Annotated in this window: 18 protein-coding genes; 14 read left to right on the forward strand and 4 right to left on the reverse strand. The window is 71.7% G+C overall.

What is annotated here, in order from left to right:
- Nucleotides 1–816 precede the first annotated feature (816 nt).
- The 4 genes from OG974_RS00285 to OG974_RS00300 all read left to right on the forward strand — a co-directional run bounded on the left by OG974_RS00285 (nucleotide 817) and on the right by OG974_RS00300 (nucleotide 7,548).
- Nucleotides 817–2,712: an IucA/IucC family siderophore biosynthesis protein gene (locus OG974_RS00285; protein ID WP_371646689.1), complete on the forward strand. Its 1,896-nt coding sequence runs from the start codon at nucleotides 817–819 to the stop codon at nucleotides 2,710–2,712.
- 6 nt (nucleotides 2,713–2,718) lie between these two features.
- The gene (locus tag OG974_RS00290; protein WP_327278908.1) at nucleotides 2,719–3,432 is read left to right on the forward strand and encodes a GNAT family N-acetyltransferase; all 714 of its coding nucleotides are present in this window, start codon (nucleotides 2,719–2,721) and stop codon (nucleotides 3,430–3,432) included.
- 176 nt (nucleotides 3,433–3,608) lie between these two features.
- Complete coding sequence (locus OG974_RS00295; RefSeq protein WP_327278909.1) at nucleotides 3,609–5,525, forward strand: IucA/IucC family siderophore biosynthesis protein; 1,917 nt, start codon at nucleotides 3,609–3,611, stop codon at nucleotides 5,523–5,525.
- A gap of 52 nt (nucleotides 5,526–5,577) precedes the next feature.
- On the forward strand, nucleotides 5,578–7,548 hold the full coding sequence (locus OG974_RS00300; RefSeq protein ID WP_327278910.1) for an ATP-dependent DNA helicase: 1,971 nt from the start codon (nucleotides 5,578–5,580) through the stop codon (nucleotides 7,546–7,548).
- A gap of 142 nt (nucleotides 7,549–7,690) precedes the next feature.
- Here OG974_RS00300 and lexA read toward each other — a convergent pair whose 3' ends face one another.
- On the reverse strand, nucleotides 7,691–8,482 hold the full coding sequence (gene lexA / locus OG974_RS00305; RefSeq protein WP_327278911.1) for a transcriptional repressor LexA: 792 nt from the start codon (nucleotides 8,480–8,482) through the stop codon (nucleotides 7,691–7,693).
- 472 nt (nucleotides 8,483–8,954) lie between these two features.
- On the opposite strand from lexA, the gene nrdR reads away from it, so the two are divergent.
- The 7 genes from nrdR (at nucleotide 8,955) to OG974_RS00340 (ending at nucleotide 17,809) form a co-directional block, all read left to right on the forward strand.
- Entirely contained in the window at nucleotides 8,955–9,467 is a 513-nt protein-coding gene (gene nrdR / locus OG974_RS00310) for a transcriptional regulator NrdR (RefSeq protein ID WP_327278912.1), read from the forward strand.
- A gap of 128 nt (nucleotides 9,468–9,595) precedes the next feature.
- Nucleotides 9,596–12,484 carry a vitamin B12-dependent ribonucleotide reductase gene (locus OG974_RS00315; protein ID WP_327278913.1) on the forward strand — a complete coding sequence of 963 codons (2,889 nt, stop codon included), beginning with the start codon at nucleotides 9,596–9,598 and terminating at the stop codon, nucleotides 12,482–12,484.
- Nucleotides 12,485–12,634: 150 nt separating this feature from the next.
- On the forward strand, nucleotides 12,635–13,489 hold the full coding sequence (locus OG974_RS00320) for an arylamine N-acetyltransferase (protein ID WP_327278914.1): 855 nt from the start codon (nucleotides 12,635–12,637) through the stop codon (nucleotides 13,487–13,489).
- Nucleotides 13,490–13,521: 32 nt separating this feature from the next.
- Nucleotides 13,522–14,127: a YdbC family protein gene (locus tag OG974_RS00325; RefSeq protein WP_327278915.1), complete on the forward strand. Its 606-nt coding sequence runs from the start codon at nucleotides 13,522–13,524 to the stop codon at nucleotides 14,125–14,127.
- Between the two features lie 72 nt (nucleotides 14,128–14,199).
- Nucleotides 14,200–14,859, forward strand: a complete 660-nt coding sequence (locus OG974_RS00330) for a histidine phosphatase family protein (protein WP_327278916.1) — start codon at nucleotides 14,200–14,202, stop codon at nucleotides 14,857–14,859.
- 11 nt (nucleotides 14,860–14,870) lie between these two features.
- Nucleotides 14,871–15,788: an ADP-ribosylglycohydrolase family protein gene (locus tag OG974_RS00335; protein WP_327278917.1), complete on the forward strand. Its 918-nt coding sequence runs from the start codon at nucleotides 14,871–14,873 to the stop codon at nucleotides 15,786–15,788.
- 221 nt (nucleotides 15,789–16,009) lie between these two features.
- On the forward strand, nucleotides 16,010–17,809 hold the full coding sequence (locus OG974_RS00340; RefSeq protein WP_327278918.1) for a DUF4173 domain-containing protein: 1,800 nt from the start codon (nucleotides 16,010–16,012) through the stop codon (nucleotides 17,807–17,809).
- A 78-nt stretch (nucleotides 17,810–17,887) separates the two neighbouring features.
- Here OG974_RS00340 and OG974_RS00345 read toward each other — a convergent pair whose 3' ends face one another.
- Nucleotides 17,888–19,456 (reverse strand): MFS transporter, encoded by a 1,569-nt coding sequence (locus OG974_RS00345; protein WP_327278919.1) that lies wholly within the window; start codon nucleotides 19,454–19,456, stop codon nucleotides 17,888–17,890.
- 127 nt (nucleotides 19,457–19,583) lie between these two features.
- Here OG974_RS00345 and OG974_RS00350 point away from each other — a divergent pair, with 127 nt between their 5' ends.
- From OG974_RS00350 to OG974_RS00360, 3 genes are all read left to right on the forward strand, one after another.
- Nucleotides 19,584–20,186, forward strand: coding sequence for a TetR/AcrR family transcriptional regulator (locus OG974_RS00350; RefSeq protein ID WP_327278920.1), 603 nt, complete (start codon nucleotides 19,584–19,586; stop codon nucleotides 20,184–20,186).
- Between the two features lie 69 nt (nucleotides 20,187–20,255).
- Nucleotides 20,256–20,966: a ribonuclease HII gene (locus OG974_RS00355; protein WP_328763969.1), complete on the forward strand. Its 711-nt coding sequence runs from the start codon at nucleotides 20,256–20,258 to the stop codon at nucleotides 20,964–20,966.
- Nucleotides 20,967–21,025: 59 nt separating this feature from the next.
- Nucleotides 21,026–21,685, forward strand: a complete 660-nt coding sequence (locus OG974_RS00360) for a hypothetical protein (RefSeq protein ID WP_327278922.1) — start codon at nucleotides 21,026–21,028, stop codon at nucleotides 21,683–21,685.
- Nucleotides 21,686–21,882: 197 nt separating this feature from the next.
- Here OG974_RS00360 and OG974_RS00365 read toward each other — a convergent pair whose 3' ends face one another.
- A complete protein-coding gene (locus tag OG974_RS00365) occupies nucleotides 21,883–22,515 on the reverse strand; it encodes a hypothetical protein (protein ID WP_327278923.1) in 633 nt (210 codons plus the stop codon).
- A gap of 215 nt (nucleotides 22,516–22,730) precedes the next feature.
- The gene (locus tag OG974_RS00370) at nucleotides 22,731–24,890 is read right to left on the reverse strand and encodes a RecQ family ATP-dependent DNA helicase (RefSeq protein WP_327278924.1); all 2,160 of its coding nucleotides are present in this window, start codon (nucleotides 24,888–24,890) and stop codon (nucleotides 22,731–22,733) included.
- Nucleotides 24,891–24,981 lie beyond the last annotated feature (91 nt).

Raw genomic sequence — 24,981 nt, forward strand, 5'->3', positions numbered from 1 at the left:
CCAGCCCAGCCGACCACCGCCTCCCTCACCCCCTGGACACCCGGAAGGCCGGGCGCCACCCCCCAGCCGGAGCTCGCCGGCCTGCCCACCTCACCCACCCCCCGGCCACCCCACGGGACAGACGGCGCCGTCAGCGGGGGTGCCGTCGGCGGCCCCGGAGGGATCCCCTCCCGGCCCGAGCCAGCGGCCTCCGGCTTGCCCGCCTCACCGACCCCCCGGGCGACGCTCCCGACCGGGGCCGCCTCCGAGGGCCTCGGCGGATGCACCCCGCAGCCGGAGGCAGCGGCCTCGCGCGTGCCAGGCTCACCCGCCTCCTGGACGCCCACCAGGACCGACGGCTCCGTCGCGCCGGGTGCCGCTGGCAGCTCCGACGAGACCGACCCGCCGTCGCAGACGGTGGACTCCGGCGCGGCTGGCTCGGGCGACCCGTGGACGGCCCCGGGGGATGGCGGCGCGGGCGGAACCGGGCGGCTTGGTGCCGCGAGCGACGCAGGCACGGACAATGGTGGGCCTGACAGCCCGGCGGTGCAGCAGCCGCAGGTGCCGGGCTCCACGCAGCTCCCGCCGCCCCCACAGGGCTCTGACCCCGATGCCTCCCGGGGCCTCGACGACCGCGATGACATCGGGAGCTTCGGAGCCACCACCACCGGCGGTGACGACCGGCGCGGACCCGTGGCGACCGAGCCCGAGCCGCAGCTGCCGCCCGGCTCCTCCGGCGGCCTCCGCGGCCCCGTGGGCCATGGCAGCGGCGACGACCACCAGGCGGAGACCACCCCGTGGCAGGCCCTCGGCGCCGGCGACCCCGCCGGAATCGGCGTGGCCGGGGCAGCCGCGGCCGAGGCTGCCTTCGTCCCGCAGCCCGCTGCAGCGGTGGGTCCGGCAGCAGGCGGGGCCACCGTGCCACGGCAGAAGGACGGCACGCTCCGGTCCCGCGTCGGCTCCGCCGGTCCGGCAGGGCCCGAACCCGCGATGCTGCCGGACCTGTTGGACCACCCCGACCCGGCCCTCGCCGCCGAGGCCGCGGCGGTGGAGAACCTGCTGAGGTGCTGGGTCCGCGAAAACGGCATCGGCCGCCCCGACGGGCCCGTCGGAACCCTCCTCCGCATCCCCCTCCCCGCATCCGGCACCACACTGCTCATCGCCGTCCGCTACTGGTCCCCCACGGGCTGGCACCGCTTCGCCCCGGCCCGGTTCGAAGGCGCGCCCGGCCACGCCCCGGCCCTGGACGCCGTCACCCTCGCCTCGCTGCTCGCCCGCGAGGGTGACAACGCCGGCCGTGGCGGAGCCGATCTCGTCGGCCGGGTCGCCGATTCGGTACGCCGCACCACCGAGTTCATCGCCGACCGGCGCGAACGGCCCACCCCGCCCGAACCCGTCGCCGGTGACCTCTTCCTCACCGCCGAACAGTCGCTCCTCCTCGGCCATCCCCTCCAACCGGACCCCAAGAGCCGCGAAGGACTCTCCGAGGCCGAAGTACGCCCTTACTCACCCGAACTCCACGGCTCCTTCCCCCTGCACTGGTTCGCGGTCGCCCCCTCGGCCCTAGCCACCGACTCCGCCTGGACCGAGCGCGGCCGCCCCGTTTCCGCCGCCCGCCTCCTCGGCAGGCTCGTCCCCGGGCTCCCGCTGCCCGACGGCACGACCCCCCTTCCCCTTCACCCCTGGCAGGCCCGCGACCTGCTCCGGCGCCCCGCCGTCGCCGCCCTTCGCGACGCCGGACTCCTGCACGACCTGGGCCCGTACGGGGACCCGTGGTACCCCACCTCCTCCGTCCGCACCGTCCACCGCCCCGGCGCCCCCGCGATGCTCAAGCTCTCCCTGGGCCTGCGCATCACCAACTCCCGCCGCGAGAACCTCCGCAAGGAACTCCACCGCGGCGTCGAGGTGCACCGGCTGCTCCGCACCGGCCTCGCGGAACAGTGGCAGGCCGCCCATCCCGGCTTCGACATCGTGCGCGACCCCGCCTGGATCGCCGTCGACGCCCCGGACGGCACCCCCGTCCCCGGCCTCGACACCGTGCTGCGACACAACCCCTTCCGCTCCCACGACGACGCCGTATGCATCGCCGCACTCACCGCGCCCCGCCCCTGGCCGGGCCGGACCACCATGCGCTCCCGCCTGGCCGAGACCGTCTCCCGGCTCGCCGCCACCACCGGGCGCCCGACCTCCGCCGTCGCCGCCGAGTGGTTCCTGCGCTACCTCGAACACGTCGTCCTGCCGGTCCTCGCCTTCGACGCGCTCGCCGGCATCGCCCTCGAAGCGCACCAGCAGAACACGCTGGTCCTCCTCGACCCGGCGGGCTGGCCGGTCGGCGGCCGCTACCGCGACAACCAGGGCTACTACTTCCGCGCCTCCCGCCGCGCGGAACTGGAGCGCCGGCTCCCCGGCATCGGCAGCGCCAGCGACACCTTCGTCTCCGACGCCGTCACCGACGAACGCTTCGCTTACTACCTCGGCATCAACAACGTGCTCGGCCTCATCGGCGCCTTCGGATCCCAGCGGCTCGCCGACGAGCGCATCCTGCTCGCCGCCTTCCGCCGGTTCCTCGGCAAGGCCTCCGGACTCGGACCGCTCCCCGCACGGCTGCTCGACTCACCCGTTCTGCGCTGCAAGGCAAATCTGCTCACCCGCCTGGGCGGCCTCGACGAGCTCGTCGGACCCGTGGACTCCCAGTCCGTCTACGTCACCCTCACCAACCCCCTCCACGATTGAGTGCCGATGCCCTCCACCGACACCTCCACCGCCGCTGTCGACTCCGTAGCCATCGCCGCCACGGCCACCGTCACCGCCACCGCCACCGTCAGCACCCGGATCCCCGGACGACGGCTCACCGCCCGGCTGCTGCCCCTGCTCGCCGAGGCCGAACTACTCGACTCTCCGGCCGGATGGGGTCCCGCCCTCACCTCGGCAGGAGCCTTCCGCCTCGAACCCGTGCGACTCGGCCGCCACCTGGAGCTGCTGACCGGATGGATGAACGACCCCGAAGTGGCCGCCTACTGGGAGCTCGCCGGATCCGCCGCCGTCACCGCCGCCCACCTGAGGGCCCAGCTCGACGGAAACGGCCACAGCATCCCCTGCCTAGGCCTCCTCGACGGCACGCCGATGAGCTACTGGGAGATCTACCGGGCCGACCTCGACCCGCTCTCCCGCCACTACCCGGCGCGCCCCCACGACACGGGTATCCACCTGCTCATCGGAGACGGCACGAACCGCGGCCGCGGTCTGGGCACCACCCTGCTGCGCGCCGTCGCCGACCTGGTGCTCGACAACCGCCCCCGCTGCGCGCGCGTCATCGCCGAACCGGACATCCGCAACACCCCCTCCGTGTCAGCCTTCCTCAACTCTGGATTCCGCTGTTCCGCCGAGATCGACCTCCCCGGGAAGCGAGCCGCCCTGATGATCCGGGAGCGGGCGCTGCGCAATCTCCTCTGAATTGCCGCCCCGCATTCCCGAATCCCTCCGGCGCACGCTTGCGCATCCAGCCTCTCCCCGCTCCACGACCGCCTGTTCACTTCCCCTTCCACCCCACCCCGATAGTCGCCCGTTCACGCCTCACCCTTCGAAAACTCTGCGTCGCGCAGCAAAGTTCCCGATCTTTGAGGAGTCCCGTGCCGAATTTCCCCGCCACCCCCGACTCCACCGGCTCCCGTTACTCGGAAGGTGTCGTTCCGACGTCCCCGCAGCACCCCTGCACGCCGCCCGAGCTCAACACCGCCACCTGGGAATCGGCCTGCCACCGCCTGCTCGCCAAGATGCTGGGCGAGTTCGCCTACGAGGAGATCGTCAGGCCCGCTCCCGCCACCACGTCCGCCGCCACCCCCACCGCCCCCACCGCCACCACGTCCGCCACCACCACCGGCGACGCCTGGCAGCTGACCCTCGACGACGGCAGCAGCCTCGGCTTCCGGGCCCGCCGAGGCGCCTACGGCAGCTGGCACGTCGCCCCCGACAGCATCACGCTCACCCCGCCCGCCCCGTCCACGGAGCCGCCGACCGCGTTCACGGACCCGTACGCCTTCCTGGTCCGCACCCGCACGCTCCTCGGCCTCGACGGCGCCACCCTCGGCCACCTGGTCCGTGAACTCAGCGCCACCCTCGCCGCCGACGCCCGCATCGACCACAACGCGCTCACCGCCGACGTCCTGGCCGACCTCGACCACGCCGAGCTCGAAGGCCACCAGACCGGACACCCCTGGCTCGTCCTCAACAAGGGCCGGATAGGACTGTCCGCCGCCGACACCGCCGTCTGGGCGCCCGAGGCCCGCACCCGCCAGCGGCTGCCCTGGCTCGCCGCCCACACCTCTCTCGCGTCCTACCGCGGGACGGCCGGCCTGGAAGACCCGGCCCGCCTCTACGCGCAGGAGCTCGACCCCGTCACCCGGGACGCCTTCGACCGGACCCTGCGCGCCCGCGGCCTCGATCCGCTCGGCTACCTCTACCTCCCGGTCCACCCCTGGCAGTGGGACGAGGTCGTGCTCCCCCTGTTCGCACCCGCCCTGGCCTCCGGTGCGCTGGTCCCGCTCCCGACCGACCCCGACTTACGCATCCCGCAGCAGTCGGTCCGCACGTTCCTCAATCTCACCCGCCCCGACCGGCACAGCGTCAAGCTGCCACTCTCCGTCTTCAACACCCTCGTCTGGCGCGGCCTGCCCTCCGACCAGTCCGCCGCCGCGCCCGCCGTCACCGCCTGGATCCGATCCCTCCGCGACGGCGACCCCTTCCTCCGCGACGAATGCGCAGTTGTCCTCCTCGGAGAGGTCGCCTCGGTCACCGTCCGCCACCCCGTGTACGACGAGCTCCCCGAGGTCCCGTACCAGTACAAGGAGCTCCTGGGTGCGATCTGGCGCGAGCCCCTGACCGGCCGGCTCGCCCCTGGCGAGCGGGCCCGTACCCTCGCCTCCCTCCTCCACGTCGACCCGCGCGGCCGTTCCTTCACCGCCGAACTCGTCGCTCGGTCCGGGCTGGCGCCGACCCACTGGCTGGAACGGCTCTTCGCCGCCCTCCTGCCCCCGCTGCTCCACTTCCTCTACCGCTACGGCACCGTCTTCTCCCCGCACGGCGAGAACACCACCGTGATCTTCGACGAGCAGGACGTCCCGGTGCGGCTGGCCCTCAAGGACTTCGTGGGCGAGGTCAACATCTGCCGCGAGCCGCTGCCCGAGCTGGCTTCCGTGCCCGCCGAGGTGCGCGGCGCGCTGCGCGACAAGCCCGCCGACTTCCTGCCCCAGTACATCCACTCCGGTCTGTTCGTCGGGGTCTTCCGCTACCTCTCCGCCGTGTGCGAGGACCGCCTCGGCGTAGCGGAGGAGGAGTTCTGGTCGCTCGTACGGGCGGAGATCCTGCGCCACCAGGCCCGCTTCCCCGAGCTCAAGGAGCGCTACGAGCTCTTCGACCTGCTCGGCGAGCGCATCGGGCGGCTCTGCCTGAACCGGAACCGGCTGTACGAGGACGGCTACCGCGACCGCCCGGACCGCCCACACGCGGTGGAGTACGGCACCGTGCCCAACCCCTTGTACCGGCCATGAATCTTCGACGTGGCGATCGCTGTCGGTGGCGCCCCGTAGGGTTGGCAGTGCTATGACGAAGCCCTCCCTCCCCGACCTGCTGCATGCCGCCGTCTCCGCCGTCGGCGGCACGGAGCGTCCCGGCCAGGTATCCATGGCCGAAGCCGTCGCCGAAGCGATCGACGACAACACACACCGGCTGATCCAGGCAGGCACCGGCACCGGCAAGTCCCTCGGCTACCTGGTGCCGGCCCTGGCGCACGGCGAGCGGGTGGTCGTGGCCACCGCCACACTCGCCCTCCAGCGACAGCTCGTCGAGCGCGACCTGCCCCGGACGGTGGACGCGCTGCATCCGCAGCTCCGCCGCCGCCCGCAGTTCGCCATGCTCAAGGGCCGGTCCAACTATCTGTGTCTGCACCGGCTGCACGAGGGCGCACCGCAAGACGAGGAGGAGGGCCTCTTCGACCAGTTCGAGGCGGCCGCCCCGACGAGCAAGCTCGGACAGGACCTGCTGCGCCTGCGCGACTGGGCCGACGAGACGGAGACCGGCGACCGCGACGACCTGACCCCCGGCGTCTCGGACAAGGCCTGGTCGCAGATCTCCGTCTCCTCCCGGGAATGCCTGGGCGCGACGAAGTGCGCGTACGGCGCCGAATGCTTCGCCGAAGCCGCCCGCGAGCGGGCCAAGCTCGCCGACGTGGTCGTCACCAATCACGCGCTGCTGGCCATCGACGCCATCGAGGGCGCCCCCGTGCTGCCGCAGCACGAGGTGCTGATCGTGGACGAGGCGCACGAGCTGGTCTCCCGGGTGACCGGTGTCGCCACCGGCGAGCTCACCCCGGGCCAGGTCAACCGTGCCGTGAAGCGTGCGGCCAAGCTGGTCGACGAGAAGACCGCGGACTCCCTCCAGACCGCGTCCGAATCGTTCGAGCGGGTCATGGAGCTGGCCCTTCCGGGTCGACTGGAAGAGGTCCCCGAGGACCTGGGATATGCGTTGGCGGCCCTGCGGGATTCCGCCCGCAACGTCATCTCGGCGATCGGCGCGACCCGCGACAAGTCGGTCCACGACGAGGACGCCGTCCGCAAGCAGGCGCTCGCCGCAGTGGAGAGCGTCCACGGGGTGGCCGAGCGGATCCTGTTCCGCTCCGAGTACGACGTCGTCTGGTTCGAGCGGCACGACCGGTTCGGCGCCACCCTCCGGGTCGCCCCGCTGTCGGTGTCCGGGCTGCTGCGCGAGAAGCTGTTCGAGGACCGCTCGGTGGTCCTGACCTCGGCGACCCTCAAGCTGGGCGGCGATTTCAACGGGGTGGCGGCCTCGCTGGGCCTCTCTCCCGAAGGGGTCGAAGGGGACGATGCGCCGGTCTGGAAGGGACTGGACGTCGGCTCGCCGTTCGACTACCCCAAGCAGGGCATCCTCTACGTCGCGAAGCACCTGGCCACGCCCGGCCGCGAGGGCACCCGCGGCGACATGATGGACGAGCTCGCCGAGCTGATCGAGGCGGCCGGCGGCCGCACCCTCGGTCTGTTCTCCTCCATGCGGGGCGCCAAGGCGGCCGCCGAGGAGCTGCGCGGCCGGCTCGACAACCCGATCCTGCTCCAGGGCGAGGAGACGCTGGGCGAGCTGATCAAGGCGTTCGCGGCGGACCCGAAGACCTGCCTGTTCGGAACGCTGTCGCTCTGGCAGGGAGTGGACGTGCCCGGACCCAGCTGCCAGCTGGTGGTCATGGACCGGATCCCGTTCCCGCGCCCGGACGACCCGCTGATGAGCGCCCGACAGAAGTCGGTCGAGGAGCACGGCGGCAACGGGTTCATGGCCGTCGCGGCCACGCATGCGGCGCTGCTGATGGCGCAGGGTGCGGGCCGGCTCGTACGGGCCGGCGGCGACCGGGGTGTCGTCGCCGTCCTGGACCCCAGGCTCGCCACGGCCCGGTACGGGAGCTTCCTGCGTGCCACGCTGCCGGACTTCTGGTACACCACGGACCGCAACCAGGCGCGGCGTTCGCTGGCTGCCATCGACGCTGCCGCGCAGGCGGACGGCAAGTAGAACGCGACGAGCCCCTGCCGACGTGCAGGCAGGGGCTGTGTGGTGCCCACGGACGGAGCGACGCACCAGCAGAACAACGAAGACGGAAACAGCAGCTCCGGGACCGGCGCAGTAGGTCCCGGAGCCGGATGTGGGCGCTGGGTCAGACCCGGCGCAGTACGGCGACGACCTTGCCGAGGATGGTCGCCTCGTCGCCGGGGATCGGCTGGTAGGCGGCGTTGTGCGGGAGCAGCCAGACGTGGCCGTCCTCGCGCTTGAAGCGCTTGACCGTGGCCTCGCCGTCCAGCATCGCGGCCACGATGTCGCCGTTCTCCGCGACCGGCTGGCGACGGACCGTGACCCAGTCGCCGTCGCAGATCGCGGCCTCGATCATCGAGTCGCCTACGACCTTGAGGACGAAGAGCTCGCCGTCCCCGACCAGCTGGCGGGGGAGCGGGAACACGTCCTCCACCGATTCCTCGGCGAGGATCGGGCCGCCGGCCGCGATCCGCCCGACCAGGGGGACGTACGAGGCGGCGGGCTTGCCGGTGGTGTCCGTCGGCTGCGAGCTGGGCTGGTCGGAGCCGCGTACCTCGTACGCCCGGGGGCGGTGCGGGTCGCGGCGCAGGAAGCCCTTGCGCTCCAGGGCCATGAGCTGGTGCGCGACCGACGACGTGCTGGACAGGCCGACCGCCTGGCCGATCTCCCGCATCGACGGCGGGTAGCCCCGCCGCTGCACCGAGTCGCGAATGACCTCGATGACCCTCCGCTGCCGGTCCGTGAGCCCGGAGCTGTCGGCGCGGATGCCTGGAGGTCGCCCTGGAAGCGAGCGTGCGGGGCGTGCGGGCTCCGCCTCCTGGTTCAGACTTGCGTCGTTCATGGGATGCACCGGCTCGTGTCGGCTCTGGGAGCGGTTCTGGGCAGTGATGGTGGCACTGTCTGCGGTGGTGGTCACGTCGGCGGCCCCTCTCGAAATGTTCTCCCTAGCTGGACAACGGTAGTAGCTTTCGAAAGGTTGCGCCAAACACACGTTCGAGTGAAAAATCGCAGATCGTCCAACGTGGTCACATCAAGGGGTGTATGGACGATCGGTCCGCCGAACGCGGGTTCGGTGCCGGGTCCGCTGTTTACGGTAGCCTTCCCGGTCGGATCGCCACCTTCCGGTCCTGAGCCCAGTGTGGCACCGGGAACGTCTCCGTCCGGTCATCGGACGCGGCGACACGCGGAATGAAGTGAATGCACCACAACCCAAGATCTAGTGGTTGGATGTGCGCTGCCGCCCAGAAGTTGTGGTCCTCGGTCCTTCGAGGCCCTCGGCATCGCATATGCTGGTGGCTGCTTCGCGAGCCCCCGACGTAGACCCGTCTCCGTCGTTCAGGGGCCTTGCGAGGTGATTCAGTCGTGCCAAGAGGGAGGGTGAGGGAACCATGCACTGCCCCTTCTGCAGGCACCCCGACAGCCGCGTCGTCGACAGCCGCACCACGGACGACGGCACGTCGATCCGTCGGCGCCGTCAGTGCCCCGACTGTTCCCGTCGCTTCACGACGGTGGAGACGGCCTCGCTGATGGTGATCAAGCGCAGCGGGGTGACCGAGCCCTTCAGTCGGACCAAGGTCATCTCCGGTGTGCGCAAGGCGTGCCAGGGGCGGCCGGTCACCGAGGACGCCCTCGCCAAGCTCGGCCAGCGGGTCGAGGAGGCGGTGCGCGCCACCGGGAGTGCCGAGCTGACCACCCACGACGTGGGTCTGGCCATACTCGGCCCGTTGCAGGAGCTCGATCTGGTCGCGTACCTCCGGTTCGCGTCCGTTTACAAGGCGTTCGACACGCTTGAAGACTTCGAGACCGCCATCGCGGAGCTCCGCGTGCCACGGCCTCACCCTGAAGAGTGCGAGCCCCGCGGGACCGGTTCGGTCCCCGTGCCCGCCTCCGCCGCCGACTGACCGATCGGCCGCAGCGCAGCGCGGCCGCCCGGGAGCTCAGGCGAAGAAACGTAGATACAAGACAGACCGTGCCGCGGAATAACGCTGGCACTTTAGGGCGTTTTTGCCCGCATATGGGAGGAAGCGGCATGACAGAGACGGCGAGCGGCTCGGCACGAGGTTCCCGCGCCAAGGGGACCAAGACTGCCAAGAGCGGCCTTCGGATCGAGCGCATCCACACCACCCCCGGCGTGCACCCGTACGACGAGGTGAGCTGGGAGCGCCGTGACGTCGTCATGACCAACTGGCGCGACGGCTCGGTGAACTTCGAGCAGCGTGGCGTCGAGTTCCCCGACTTCTGGTCGGTGAACGCGGTCAACATCGTCACCAGCAAGTACTTTCGCGGCGCGGTTGGCACCCCGCAGCGCGAGACCGGCCTGAAGCAGCTCATCGACCGCATCGTGAAGACGTACACGAAGGCCGGTGAGGACTTCGACTACTTCGCGTCCCCCGCCGACGTGGAGATCTTCGAGCACGAGCTGACCTACGCCCTCCTGCACCAGATCTTCAGCTTCAACTCGCCGGTGTGGTTCAACGTCGGTACGCCCCAGCCGCAGCAGGTCTCCGCCTGCTTCATCCTGGCCGTCGACGACTCCATGGAGTCGATCCTCGACTGGTACAAGGAAGAGGGCATGATCTTCAAGGGCGGCTCCGGTGCCGGCCTGAACCTCTCCCGCATCCGCTCCTCCAAGGAGCTCCTCTCCTCCGGCGGCAACGCCTCCGGTCCGGTCTCCTTCATGCGCGGTGCCGACGCGTCCGCCGGAACGATCAAGTCGGGCGGCGCCACCCGCCGCGCGGCCAAGATGGTCGTCCTGGACGTGGACCACCCCGACGTCGAAGCCTTCATCGAGACCAAGGTGAAGGAAGAGGAGAAGATCCGCGCCCTGCGCGACGCGGGCTTCGACATGGACCTGGGCGGCGACGACATCACGTCCGTCCAGTACCAGAACGCCAACAACTCCGTCCGTGTGAACGACGAGTTCATGACGGCCGTCGAGAACGGCGCCGAGTTCGGCCTGCGTGCCCGTATGACCGGCGAGGTCATCGAGAAGGTCGACGCCAAGGCGCTCTTCCGCAAGCTGGCAGAGGCCGCGTGGGCCTGCGCCGACCCGGGCATCCAGTACGACGGTGTGATCAACAATTGGCACACCTGCCCCGAGTCCGGCCGCATCACCGCGTCGAACCCGTGCAGCGAGTACATGCACCTGGACAACACGTCCTGCAACCTCGCCTCGCTGAACCTGATGAAGTTCCTGAACGACGACGGCAACGGCAACCAGTCCTTCGACGCCGAGCGCTTCGCCAAGGTCGTCGAGCTCGTCATCACCGCGATGGACATCTCCATCTGCTTCGCGGACTTCCCGACGCAGAAGATCGGCGAGAACACCCGCGCCTTCCGCCAGCTGGGCATCGGCTACGCCAACCTCGGCGCCCTCCTGATGGCGACCGGCCACGCGTACGACTCGGACGGCGGCCGCACCCTCGCCGCGTCGATCACCTCGCTGATGACCGGCACCGCGTACAAGCGCTCCGCCGAGCTGGCCGCCATCGTCGGCCCGTACGACGGCTACGCCCGCAACGCCGAGGCGCACAAGCGCGTCATGAAGCAGCACGCCGACGCCAACGCCGTCGCGCCGCGCACCGAGGACCTGGACAACTCGATCTGGGCCGCGGCCACCGAGGCTTGGCAGGACGTCCTGCGCCTCGGCGAGAAGAACGGCTTCCGCAACTCCCAGGCCTCCGTCCTCGCGCCGACCGGCACTATCGGTCTCGCGATGTCCTGCGACACCACCGGTGTCGAGCCGGACCTGGCCCTGGTCAAGTTCAAGAAGCTCGTCGGCGGCGGCTCGATGCAGATCGTCAACGGCACCGTCCCGCAGGCCCTGCGCCGCCTGGGCTACCAGGAGGAGCAGATCGAGGCGATCGTCGCGCACATCGCCGAGCACGGCGTGGTCGTCGACGCCCCGGGCCTGAAGACCGAGCACTACTCGATCTTCGACTGCGCCATGGGCGAGCGCTCCATCTCCCCGATGGGCCACGTCCGGATGATGGCCGCGATCCAGCCCTGGATCTCCGGCGCGATCTCGAAGACGGTCAACATGCCGGAGTCGGCCACCGTCGAGGAGATCGAGGAGATCTACTTCGAGGCGTGGAAGATGGGCGTCAAGGCGCTCGCGATCTACCGCGACAACTGCAAGGTCGGCCAGCCCCTCTCCGCGAAGAAGAAGGAAGAGGAGAAGGAGGAGGTCACCGCCAAGGCGGAGGACACCATCCGCGCGGCGGTCGAGAAGGTCATCGAGTACCGTCCCGTCCGCAAGCGCCTCCCCAAGGGCCGCCCGGGCATCACCACCTCCTTCACGGTCGGCGGCGCCGAGGGCTACATGACCGCGAACTCGTACCCGGACGACGGTCTGGGCGAGGTCTTCCTGAAGATGTCCAAGCAGGGTTCGACCCTCGCGGGCATGATGGACGCCTTCTCGATCGCCGTCTCGGTCGGTCTGCAGTACGGCGTCCCGCTGGAGACGTACGTCTCGAAGTTCACGAACATGCGCTTCGAGCCGGCCGGTATGACGGACGACCCGGACGTGCGGATGGCGCAGTCGATCGTCGACTACATCTTCCGCCGCCTGGCGCTGGACTTCCTGCCCTTCGAGACCCGCTCGGCGCTCGGCATCCACACCGCCGAGGAGCGTCAGCGCCACCTGGACACCGGTTCGTACGAGCCGCTGGAGGAGGACCTCGACACGGAGTCCCTCGCCCAGTCGGCCCCGTTGGCCGCCGTCCCGGCAGCCCCGAAGCCGGCCGCGGTCGTCGAGGTCCAGGCCCCGAAGACGGCGCACTCGAACGCCGAACTCGTCGAGATGCAGCTCGGCGTCTCCGCCGACGCCCCGCTCTGCTTCTCGTGCGGTACGAAGATGCAGCGTGCAGGCTCCTGCTACATCTGCGAGGGCTGCGGCTCGACCAGCGGCTGCAGCTGACACCGGGCGTAGCCCGCAGGGGTAGCTGACCAGCAGTTCACGAAGGGGACCGGCCCATGTCGGTCCCCTTCGTCGTGGGGTTGGAGTGGGGGGCCGTCACGGTGATCATTGTGCGGAGCGGGGGCGTTGGGCGCCCGCGGTGTTGCGCGCGTGATCGGGGGAGACATGTGGAGCGGTGACGAGCTGGATCTGGATGCCTATCTGGAACGGATCGGCTACGACGGACCCGTCGGGAACGACGGGGAACTCCGGCCGGACCTCGGGACGTTGTACGCAGTGCACCGGGCCCACACCGATGCGATCACCTTCGAGAACCTGGACGTGCTGCTCGGCCGCCCCGTCGAGCTCGGCGTCAAGGTCCTGGAGGACAAGCTCGTGCACGGCCGTCGTGGCGGCTACTGCTACGAACAGAACTCGCTGCTGGCCGCTGCCCTGGAGCGGATCGGCTTCGAGGTCTCCGGGCGCGGTGCCCGCAACCGGACCCGGGGTGACTCTCTGCTCCCGGTGACGCACGCCGTCCTCGTCGTCACCGTCGAGGGCGAACCCTGGCTGTGCGACGCCGGGTTCGGCCACCAGGGGCCGCGCGAGCCCGTCCCACTGGCGCGCCCCGGGACCGAAGTGGTGCAGGGGGAGTGGACGTACGCCGTTCGCGAGGAAGGCGAAGGCGTCCTCGTGCTGTGCATGCTGCGCGAGGGCACCTGGCGGGACCTGTACGCGTTCTCCCCGCAGCGCTACCACCCCGTCGACTACGTCCTGCTCAACCACTACAGCTCCACCCACCCCCGCTCCGCCTTCGTCGGGCAGATCGTCGTCCAGCACCCGGGCGCTCCCGCCCGCCGGGCGCTCGTGGGGCGGGAGTTCACCCGGCTGCACTCCGACGGGCGGGTCGAGCGGCGGTCCGTGGCCCCCGGCGAGCTGCTCGCGCTGCTCGACCGGGAGTTCGGGCTTCGGCTGTCCGGGCGGGATGCGGAGGAACTGGCGCGGATCAACCGCGCTGAGGACTGACCGGGGCCGCGCCGGGCCCGTACGATGGCGCGGTGCTGGTCAAGTGGATTCGCTGCACGGTGACGGACCGACGCGGGTTCGAGCGCGGGCAGCGCAAATGGGCGGGGCTGCCCGGCGAACCGGGATTCCGGGGACAGGGCGGCGGCTGGAGCCGCGGGCGTCAGGGGGTCGCGCATGTCTTCGCGTTCTGGGAGAGCCGTTCCTTCTACGACTCCTTCATGGCCCGGTCGTACGACAGGCTGGCCGCGTCCCAGGCCGGTACCTACACCAATGCGCGGGTCACGCTCTTCGAGCACCGCTTCGACGTGAAGACCGGCTTCGAACCGCGCTTCACCGACGCGGACGTCGTGCGCGTGGCCCACACCCGGGTACGGGAGGGGCGCGTGGACCACTTCGCCCTCATGCAGGAGAAGGTGTGGAACCCCGCCATGGCGGGGTCACCCGGAATGATCCGGGGCCTCTTCGGAGAGGCCCCGGGACGGGAGTTCCTGGTGCTGTCGATGTGGCACGCCGCCGCGGAGCACGGCAAGTACCGCCAGGAGAGGGTCGAGCGGCTTTCGCTGCGCGCCCAGACCGAGGCCGACGTGGAAGCCCTCACCGGTGACGTCGTCGACCTCGAATCGTCCTGGACGGTATGACCGTACGACGACCGGCGGTTCGACCGGCGAGCCCGGGTGTCCGGCCCGCCGGTGGCCGAATAGGGTCGTGGAATGGCACGACCACGGCGCATCGTCCTTGTCCGGCACGGGGAATCGGAGGGCAATGCCGATGACACGGTGTACGAACGGGAGCCCGACCATGCCCTGAGGCTGACCGGTCAGGGGCGCGAACAGGCCGCGGAGGCCGGCGTGCGACTGCGCGAGCTCTTCGGGGACGAGGCGATCAGCGCGTACGTCTCCCCGTACCGCCGGACCCTCCAAACCTTCCGCGAGCTCCGGCTGGAGCCGGGGCGGGTGCGGATGCGCGAGGAGCCGAGGCTGCGCGAGCAGGACTGGGGGAACTGGCAGGACCGGGACGACGTACGACTGCAGAAGGCGTACCGCGACGCGTACGGGCACTTCTTCTACCGCTTCGCACAGGGCGAATCGGGCGCGGACGTGTACGACCGCGTCGGCTCCTTCCTGGAGAGCCTCTACCGCAGTTTCGAGGCCCCCGACCACCCGCCGAACGTGCTGCTCGTGACGCACGGGCTGACCATGCGGCTGTTCTGCATGCGCTGGTTCCACTGGTCGGTGGCCGAGTTCGAGGCCCTGTCCAATCCCGGGAACGGCGAATTCCGGGTCCTCCTGCTCGGCCCGGACGGTCGGTACCGGATGGACCGCCCGTTTGAGCGGTGGACCACACCCGAGCCTTATGACCTGGACGGCTAGAGTGGCCCGGGATGACCGCTGACTCCTCTTCCGAAGGGCGCTACGCACGCGCCATGGCCAGCCTGCGCGGGCTGGCTCTGGGTGACGCCCTGGGCTCCCAGTACTTCGTCCCCGTGAACTACCCCCTCCTCAAGCGCCGTGAACTGCCCGTGGGTACCGGGACCTGGCAGTGGACCGACGACACCGAGATGGCCTGCTCGGTCGTCGCCGTCCTCGCCGAGCACGGACGCATCGACCAGGACGCCCTGGCGAGCTCCTTCGCCCACCACCACGATTTCGACCGCGGCTACGGGCCGGCCGTGAACCGGATGCTCCGCCTCGTCCGGGAGGGCGAGGACTGGCGCACGCTGGCCGCCGAGCTGTTCAACGGGCAGGGCTCGTGGGGCAACGGCGCGGCCATGCGCATCGCACCCCTGGGTGCCTGGTACGCCGACGACCCCGAGCAGGCCACCCACCAGGCAGAGATCTCCGCCTACACCACCCACCAGCACCGCGAGGCGGTGTGCGGGGCGATGGCCGTCGCCGCGGCGGCCGCACTGGCAGCCGCCCCGGCCGGGCCGCCGAAGGCCGCTGACCTGCTGGACGGCGTGATCGCCCTGGTACCGCGCAGCGCCGTGGGTGCGGGGCTGCGGCGGGCGCGGGACATGCTGGACTACGGCGACGCGACCACCGTCGCGGCCGTGCTGGGCTGCGGGCGGCGCACCAGCGCCCACGACACCGTGCCGTTCGCCCTGTGGTCGGCGGCCCGGTCGCTGGACGACTACGAGCGGGCGTTCTGGACCACCGCGCAGGTGGGCGGCGACGTCGACACGACCTGCGCGATCGTCGGCGGGGTGCTGGGGGCACGCGGCGACGCGGTGCTGCCGGCCGCCTGGCTGGGCCGCACGGAGGCCCTGCCGGCCTGGCTGCCGGAGACGGCGGCGCACTAGGCAAAGGCGTGCCGCCGGGCCGCCGGGCCGCTGGGCAGCGGAGCCGCCGGCCGCGGGAGGGGGCTTCCGGGGGAGCCGGGCGGTACGACCCGTTTCGATTGTCACGGTCCTGCCACAGCGGCACTTCCGGTATGGCTGACGCCGCACGGCACGGGCCTACCCTGTCCGCTCCGCCGCCTCCGTCGTGATGATGGGGGCGGCCGATAGGGGAGGGGAACCCGATGTCAGAGCACTCCGGCGCAGTGGCCGACGGTGCGAGCGGGGACGCGAGCGGCAGCTCGACCGCCGATCCGGTGAGGGGCGGGCCCGGCGCAACCGCCGATCCGCCGTCAGCCCCGGCGTCGGGGGCCACCCCCACACAGCCGGCAGCGCCGCCCGGGCCGCCCACCGGCCCTGCCGCGGGCCACGCTGGCGAGCCTGCTCCCGAGCCCGCCGCTGGGCACGTCGTGGCGCCGAGCGGCTGGGATCCCAAGGCGTGGCAGACCTACCAAGTCCGGCAGCAGCGGGCGAAGTCCGGAGCCTGGTCCATCGCGCCGCTCGCGTGGGCCGAAGCAGCGCGCCCCGCCCGGGCCGCACCCGTACCCACTGCCGTCCTGCTCTCCGCCATGGCCGCCGGCCTCGTCTCGGCCCTGTTCCTCGGCGACGGCCTCGGCCCCGGCCTGCTGCTCGCCGTCGCGCCCGCCGTCGCCGCCGCGTACGCCGCCGCCCGCGCGGCCCGGCGTACCGCCCGCCCCTGGACCGTGGCCTGGGCGATCGGCTGCGTCGCGCTGCTCGCCGTGCCCGCGCTGCGCGACGCCGGCTGGCCGTCCGCCCTCGCGCTGTTCGCAGCCGTCCTGCTCGGCGCGCTGGCCCTGCACGGCAGCCGCACCTGGCCCGGCGTACTGCTCAGCCCCCTCGGCCTCGTCGACGCCACCGTGCTCGGGGTCCGCTGGGCCTGGAGCGGGCTGCGCTCGCGTGGCAGCGGGGTCGACCGGGACCGCTGGCTGCCGGTGGCGAAGGCCGCCCTGGTGGCCGTCGTCCTGCTGGTGTTGTTCGGCGCCCTCTTCGCCTCCGCCGACGCCGCCTTCGCGGACCTGCTGAGCGGGATCACTCCCGAGGTGTCCGTCGGCGACGGGCCGCTGCGCTTCCTGCTCTTCCTGTTCGGAGCGTGCCTCGCGCTCGCCGCCGCCCGCACCGCCGCCGCGCCCTCGCGTTGGGACCGCATCCGGCTGGCGCCCGGGAAGCCGCGCACCCGCCTCGAATGGGCGCTTCCGCTCGTCGTGCTCAACCTCCTCTTCGCCGCCTTCAACGCCGCCCAGTTGGCCGTGCTGTTCGGTGGCTACGACGCGATGCTGGAGAGCACCGGGCTCACCCACTCCGAGTACGCACGCCAGGGCTTCTGGCAGCTGCTCTGGGCCACCGTGCTCACCCTCGCCGTGATCGCGCTCGCCCTGCGCCGGGCCCCGCGCGCCGGGGCCGGCGACCGGCGGTTCGTCCGCGTCGTCCTGGGTGCGCTGTGCGCGCTGACCCTGGTCGTCGTCGCCTCCGCGCTGCGTCGGATGGATCTGTACGTGGACGAGTACGGGCTGACCCGGCTGCGCGTGTCGGTGGCAGCGATGGAGCTCTGGCTCGGACTGGTCATCGTACTGATCATGGCTGCCGGGGTGTTCGGCACGCGCCGGCTGCCACGCGCCGTCGCCGGGAGCGCGGCCGCCGCCGTCCTGGCCTTCGGGTTGCTGTCTCCGGACGGGATGGTCGCCGAGAAGAACGTCGCGCGCTTCCAGCAGACCGGCAAGATCGACCCGGCCTACTTCCAGTCCCTGTCGGCGGACGCCGTGCCCGCACTGGACCGGCTGCCCGAACCCCGCCGCTCGTGCGCCCTGCGCGGGATCAACAACGAGCTGTCCAGGGGCGGGCGGCTCCCGTGGTACGCGATGAGCCTCGGCGAGTACCGGGCCCGACAGATCCTCCGTGAGCGCCCGGTCACGGTCTCGTACGAGGTCTGCCGCGACCTCGGGACCTTCGCCGCCCGCACCGGGTAGCGCGCGCTGCGGATTCCGTACGCGGGCCCGGGCGCGGGGCGTGATCCCGCGCCCGAGCGTGCGCACGCCCCACCTGGCTCAGGTCGCCGGACCCGCCTGCGCGGCGGCGCCGTTGAGGGCCTCCAGGTCGCTCTTGCGCACCCGGATCACCAGCAGCGCGGTGGCCAGCGAGAGCCCCGCCATGGCGACGGCCGCGGTGAACGCGGTGGACATGCCCTGGGTGAGGACGAGGTCGCCCCACGGATCGGGCAGTCGCCCCGTCTGCTTGAACGCCGCCACCTGACCGGGGTCCGCGCGGGCCATGAAGTCAGGGATCTGCTGGGCGCCCTCGTTCCGGCTGGCCGTGCCGAAGACGGTGACCAGGATCGACAGGCCGAGGGAGCCGCCGACCTGCTGGCTGGCGTTGAGCAGTCCGGACGCCGCGCCCGCCTCCCGCCGCGCGACCCCGGAGACGGCGGTGAGCGTGAGGGTCACGAAGTTCAGCCCCATGCCGAAGCCGAAGAGCAGCATCGGTCCGAGGACCCCGGAGACGTACGAGCTGTCGGTGCGGATGAACGTCAGCCAGGCGAGTCCGGTGCCGGTGAGCGCGGCCCCCGTGACCATGAACGGTTTGGGGCCGAAGCGCGGCAGGAAACGTTGCGAGATGCCGGCGGCGGTGATGATCGCGACGGTCACGGGCAGGAAGCCGAGCCCGGACCGGATCGGGGAGAAGTCGAGTACGTTCTGCACGAACTGGACGATGAAGAAGAACATGCCGAACATCGCGGCGGCGAGGCCCAGCATGATCATGTAGGTGCCGGCGCGGTTCCGGTCGGCGAACATCCGCAGCGGGATGATCGGCTCGTGGGCCCGAGACTCGACGGCCACGAAGAGCGCGAGGAGGACGACGGCCGCGACGAAGGAGGCGAGGGTGAGCCCGTCGCGCCAGCCGTCCTCGGAGGCTCGGATGAACCCGTAGACGAGCGAGGCCATGCCGCCCGTGGAGGCGAGGGCTCCAGCGACGTCGAAGCGGCCCGGGTGGCGCTCGGACTCGGTGATGTAGAGCGGGGTGAGCACGGCGATCAGGAGCCCGATCGGCACGTTGACGAAGAGGACCCAGCGCCAGTCCAGCCATTCGGTCAGCATGCCGCCGGCCAGCAGGCCGATCGCGCCGCCGCCGGCGGACACGGCTGCGAACACTCCGAACGCGCGGTTGCGCTCGGGGCCTTCGTCGAAGGTCGTGGTGATCAGGGCCAGGGAGGTCGGCGAGGCGATCGCGCCGCCGACCCCCTGGAGGGCACGGGCGGCCAGCAGCTGCCAGGGCTCCTGGGCGAAACCGCCGAGCAGGGAGGCCAGGGTGAACAGCAGGATGCCCGTCAGGAACACGCGGCGCCGGCCGAGGATGTCGCCGGCCCGGCCGCCGAGCAGCAGGAGCCCGCCGAAGGCCAGGGTGTACGCGCTGATCACCCAGGACAGGTCTGTCGTGGAGAAGGAGAGGGCGGTCTGGATGTGCGGGAGTGCGATGTTCACGATCGTGGCGTCGAGGACGACCATCAGCTGACAGGCGGCGATGACCGTGAGTGCCACGCCGGGGCGCCCTTCCCGGCGGGCCGCGCCCGGTATCCGGGGCGTGGCGAGTTGCGAACCTTTCACCGTGGAACCCCCCATAGTGAAATAGTGAACGCATTCGTTCACTGCGGATCCACGGTAGGAGGCCCTTGATAGTGAACACAACCGTTCACTAAGGGGGAAAATGCGCGCGAGCGGCGCGTGAGTCGGTCGGAGGTCAGAGGCGATGGTGGGTTCGCGCTGGTCGGCGACGTCACCGGGGCGCAGGCGGGGGCCGGAACTCGAACGGGCGATTCTCGACGCGGCCTTGGAGCAGTTGAGCACGGTCGGATGGAACGCGCTCACCATGGAGGGGGTCGCGGCCTGCGCGCACACCGGCAAGGCGGCGGTCTACCGGCGTTGGCCCTCGAAGGCGGACCTGGTGGCCGAGGTGCTGCGTACCGGGCTGCCGCCGCTCGGTGAGATCGCAGACTCCGGATCGGTCCGGGAGGACTTCCTCCGGTTGTGTGTGCGGATGCGGGACGTGATGGAGTCGCGCGCCGGCCAAGCGCTGCGAGCAGTCCTTCACGAATGCGACCATGCCCATGCAGGACGGTTCCATGACGTCATCCGGGCCGGGCTGCACGAGCCCGCCCATCGGCTGATCAAGGAGCTTGTGCAGCGCGGGATCGAGCGGGGCGACGTGCGCGTGGACGCGACGAGTCCGTTCGTCGCCGACGTCATTCCGGCCATGATGATGTACCGCGCGAAGGTGTGCGGGAGCGAATGGGCGGATTCGGACATCGCAGAAATGATCGACCGGGTGATGGTGCCGCTGCTCAGAGCGTGAGACGCCGTACCCACTGCGCCCGGGCCGGGGTGTGCAGGCGGCGCGGGGCGGCGTACCCTTGCTGGCGCCATGCCGTACGAAGCACCCACCCACACCGTCGAACGCTCCCTCCGTGCAACCACCGGCGCCAAGGTCATCGCCGGGGTCGACGAAGTCGGACGAGGGGCCTGGGCCGGTCCGGTCACCGTGTGCGCGGCGATCACCGGACTGCGCCGCCCGCCTGCTGGGCTCACCGACTCCAAACTGCTCACCCACAAACGACGTGACGCCCTCCTCGGCGTGCTGGAGGACTGGGTCACCGCGTACGCCCTGGGACACTCCTCCCCGGAGGAGATCGACGAACTCGGGATGACGGCCGCCCTGCGGCTCGCCGCGGAGCGCGCCCTGGAAGCGCTGCCCGTGCGGCCCGAAGCGGTGATCCTCGACGGCAAGCACGACTATCTCGGCCCGCCCTGGCGGGTTCGGACGGTGATCAAGGGCGACCAGTCCTGCGTCGCCGTCGCCGCGGCCTCGGTGATCGCCAAGGTCAGGCGCGATCGGATGATGGCCGAACTCGGCCGGCAGGGCGGCGGATTCGCGGACTTCGCCTTCGGCGACAACGCCGGATACCCCTCGCCCGTGCACCGGGCCGCGCTTGAGGAGCTGGGGCCCACCCCGTACCACCGGCTCTCGTGGTCGTACCTTGACGCGCTGCCCCGGTGGCGCCACCTCAAGAAGGTGCGGCGCAGCGAGGAAGCGATGGAACTGGAAAACGGAGGCCAACTCGGCTTCGATTTCTGATCGCGCCCACGTGCCACCCGCCGGTACGTTTCGTACCGGTGTTTGATAGACATCAACTCATGCCTCTCACCCCCGAGGAGCCTCAGATTCACGAGAGTGCCCAGGGTCCCCGCGTCACGCCGGCCGCGAGCCGCACCGCGCAGACCCCCCGCCCTGTACCTGGTCCGCGTCCCGCCGCCGTTCCGCGGCCGGGGCGCCCCGGTCCCTCCGCCGCGGCGGCGAGCCGCGCGGGAAGTACCCCCAGGCCCGCACCGCCCGCACCGCGTGCGCCGCAGGCCACCCCCGGACCCGTTCCCGCAGCCCCCACCGCACCGTCCGTCTCGGCGGCGGTGCCGCAGGTCCAGCTGATCCCGGCTTCCGCCGAGGGCGCGCTGGACGCGGCCGAAGAGGCCGTCGACCTACTGCTCGACACCGGACGCGCACCCAGCGACGTCCTGGTGCTCACCACCGGCGACCCGCACCCGTGGGCCGCGCACGAGTTGTCCTTCGGCGAGGCCGCCTACTGGGCCCTGCACGATGCCGGGGACGACGTCTTCTATGCGGACGCGGCGCAGGTCGAGCGCGCCGCAGGCCGACCCGTCGTGGTCTTCGCGGCCAACGGCGGACCGGCCGGGGCGACCGCCGCCGCCCTGCCGACCGCGCTCGCGCGGGCCGGCGCGCTGCTCATCGTGTGCGGCGACCCGGAGCAGATCAACTCCGTGCTGGGCGCGGGCGTCTGACGCCCCGTACCCGCCGCGGGCAAGGGGCGGGGCCGGCCGGTGCCGGCCCCGCTGAAGCCCGAGGCCTGACCTGCCGTACGCCCGCTCCAGGGTGTACGGCCGTGAGGGCTGCTGCATACGGAACGCCGTGCGCCTCGGACGGGTGCGCGCGGGTTCCTGCGCGCGGCCCGTACGGGTGCGGGGCGGGCCGGCCGGGTTCAGCGTGCGGCGGTACGGCGGCGCATGACCTCGGTCGCGCCGCCGCCGGTGCGCAGGGTCACTGCCGGGAACTCGGCGACGCTGTCGCCGAGGTGCTCGGGCCGTGAGTCGGAGCTGGGGTGTCGGCCGCCGCGGCCTTCACCGAGCACCTGCCAGCCACCGCGGGTCAGCGTGATGTACGCGCCGCACCGCAGCCCGTGCAGGGTGCAGGCGTCCCGCAGCCCCCACATCCAGGCGCCGTCCTCCTCGGTCCACCGCTCGTCGCCCTCGCGGCAGTACAGCAGGACCGCGGTCCGCACCGGGGTCCTGCGGCGCAGGTCGTGCGGGATGACCCGGCGCAGCCCGGCAAGCAGGGCGTTGCGGTAGTCCCAGCCGTCGGCCGAAGCCGACCGCTGGACGAACGAGGCGCTGGCGACCAGTCGTTCCTCGGGGCCGAGGACTGCGATCACCGCGGTCGAGGGCACCGGACTGTGTCGTGAGTGCAGCCCGCTGACCACCTCGCGCGGGTTGGACAGCAGCGGCACACCCGCCGCAGTCCATTCGGCGGGTTCCAGCATTCTGCCGTGCCGGCTGGCGACGCCGGCTGCCGTTGTCAGTGACGTGGTCGAGGGCGGGGCGAATCCGAAGGTCACGGTCCTCCCTTCGGGTACACGCCCGCGGACGGGCACAGCTGGAGTGCGGGCACGCCGCGGCACGGCCCTGGGAAGCGCCGTCGAGCCGAGCGGGAGCACTCCGATTCTCGCGTGGCCCGTGAGCATGCGGCAACGAGCAATTGGCGCCGCCGACCAGAATTCGCCGGTATGCCGTTCATATCCTTGCCCCGACACGCCGATGATGACTCATCCGACTACGGCTGGACCGCGAGTACCAGCGGGAACACCCCCTTCGCGCCTGCCCGCCGCACCAGCCGGGTGGCCACCGCGAGCGTCCAGCCGCTCTCCGCGCGGTCGTCCACGAGGAGTACGGGCCCTGCAGCCTCCGTCAGACTCGACGCCAGCGCCGGGGGCACGGTCAAGGCCTGGTGGAGCCCGCGTACCCGCTGTGCGCTGTTGGAGGAGGGCAGGCCGAACTGCGGGGCCTGGTCCGTGTACGCGAGCGCCCCGAGCAGCGGGAGCCGCCCGACTTCCGCGATCCGTGCGGCCAGGGAGCCCACCAGTTGGGGGCGGCTGCGCGAGGGGAGGGCGACCACGCCCACCGGCCGTGCGGGTGCGTCTGGTTCCCCAGAGGCCCAACCGCCTGGGCCCCGGGCCCAGTCCGCGAGCACCGCCACCACGGCCTGCGCCACATCGTCCGGAATCGGCTGGTCGGGAGCTTGCGCCGCGAGCATCGGACGCAGCCGGTTGCCCCAGCCGATGTCGGATAGCCGGCCCAGCGCCCGCCCGGTGGAGGCCTGTTCCCCGGCCGGAATGCGGCCCTTGAGGTCGACACCGACGGCGGCCAGCCCGGTCGGCCACATCTTGCGCGGCTCCAGCTCGACGCCGGGGCGCCCGAGCTCGCCGCGGGCGGTGTCGAGGGAGGTGGTGGAGACGTCCGCCGTGAAGCGGGCTCCGGCGCAGTTGTCGCAGCGGCCGCAGGGTGCGGCCTCCTCGTCGTCCAACTGGCGGCGCAGGAATTCCATCCGGCAGCCCGTCGCCGCCGCGTAGTCGCGCATCGCCTGCTGTTCGGCGGCCCGCTGACGGGCCACCCACGCGTAGCGCTCGGCGTCGTACACCCACGGCTCGCCCGTCGAGGTCCAGCCGCCCTTGACCCGGTGCACCGCGCCGTCCACGTCGAGGACCTTGAGCATCGTCTCCAGCCGGGTGCGCCGCAGGTCGACCAGCGGCTCCATGGCGGGCAGCGACAGCGGCCGGCCCGCCTGGGCCAGGACCTCCAGGGTGCGGCGCACCTGCTGCTCGGGCGGGAAGGCCACCGAGGCGAAGTACTGCCAAATGGCCTCGTCCTCACGGCCGGGCAGCAGGAGCACCTCGGCGTGCTCCACGCCGCGGCCGGCGCGACCGACCTGCTGGTAGTAGGCGATGGGGGAGGACGGCGAGCCCAGGTGCACCACGAAGCCCAGGTCGGGCTTGTCGAAGCCCATGCCCAGAGCGGAAGTGGCCACCAGGGCCTTGACCCGGTTCGCCTGGAGGTCGTCCTCGGCCTGCTGTCGGTCGGCGTTCTCCGTCTTGCCGGTGTACGAGGAGACCGTGTGCCCGCGGTGGCGCAGGTACGCGGTGACCTCCTCGGCGGCGGCCACGGTCAGCGTGTAGATGATTCCGGAGCCCGGGAGCTCGCCGAGGTGGTCGGCGAGCCAGGCCAGCCGGTGCGCCGCGTCGGGCAGGGTCAGCACCGCGAGGCTCAGGCTCTCGCGGTCCAGCGGGCCGCGCAGCACCAGCGCGTCCGTGCCGGCGCCGGTTCCCAGCTGCTCGGCGACGTCGGCGGTCACGCGGGCGTTGGCCGTGGCGGTCGTGGCCAGCACCGGGACGCCGGGAGGAAGGTCGGCCAGCATCGTGCGCAGCCGGCGGTAGTCGGGGCGGAAGTCGTGCCCCCAGTCCGAGATGCAATGGGCCTCGTCGACGACGAGCAGTCCGGTCGCGGCGGACAGCTTGGGCAGCACCTGGTCGCGGAAATCGGGGTTGTTGAGCCGCTCCGGACTCACGAGCAGGACGTCGACCTCGCCCGCCGCGACCTCCGCCTGGATCCCCTCCCACTCCTCGGGGTTGGCGGAGTTGATGGTGCGGGCGCGGATGCCGGCGCGGGCGGCGGCCTCCACCTGATTGCGCATCAGCGCGAGGAGCGGGGAGACGATGACGGTGGGCCCGGCGCCGTTCGCCCGCAGTAGCGAGGTGGCGACGAAGTACACCGCGGACTTGCCCCAGCCCGTGCGCTGCACCACCAGCGCCCGCCGCTTGTGCGCCACGAGGGCCTCGATCGCGAGCCACTGGTCCTCGCGCAGGCGGGCGGTGCCCGTGGGGTCGCCCACGAGGCGGGCCAGTACGGAGTCGGCCGAGGTCCTCAGGTCTGCGTTCATGCCCCCATGCAACCCGATGGTTCTGACATTGCGCCAATGGTGCCCCGAACCTGTGGATGTTGAATGCTCAATAGTTATCCACAGGGGTTTC

It is taken from the genome of Streptomyces sp. NBC_00597 (assembly GCF_041431095.1).
GTDB lineage: Bacteria > Actinomycetota > Actinomycetes > Streptomycetales > Streptomycetaceae > Streptomyces.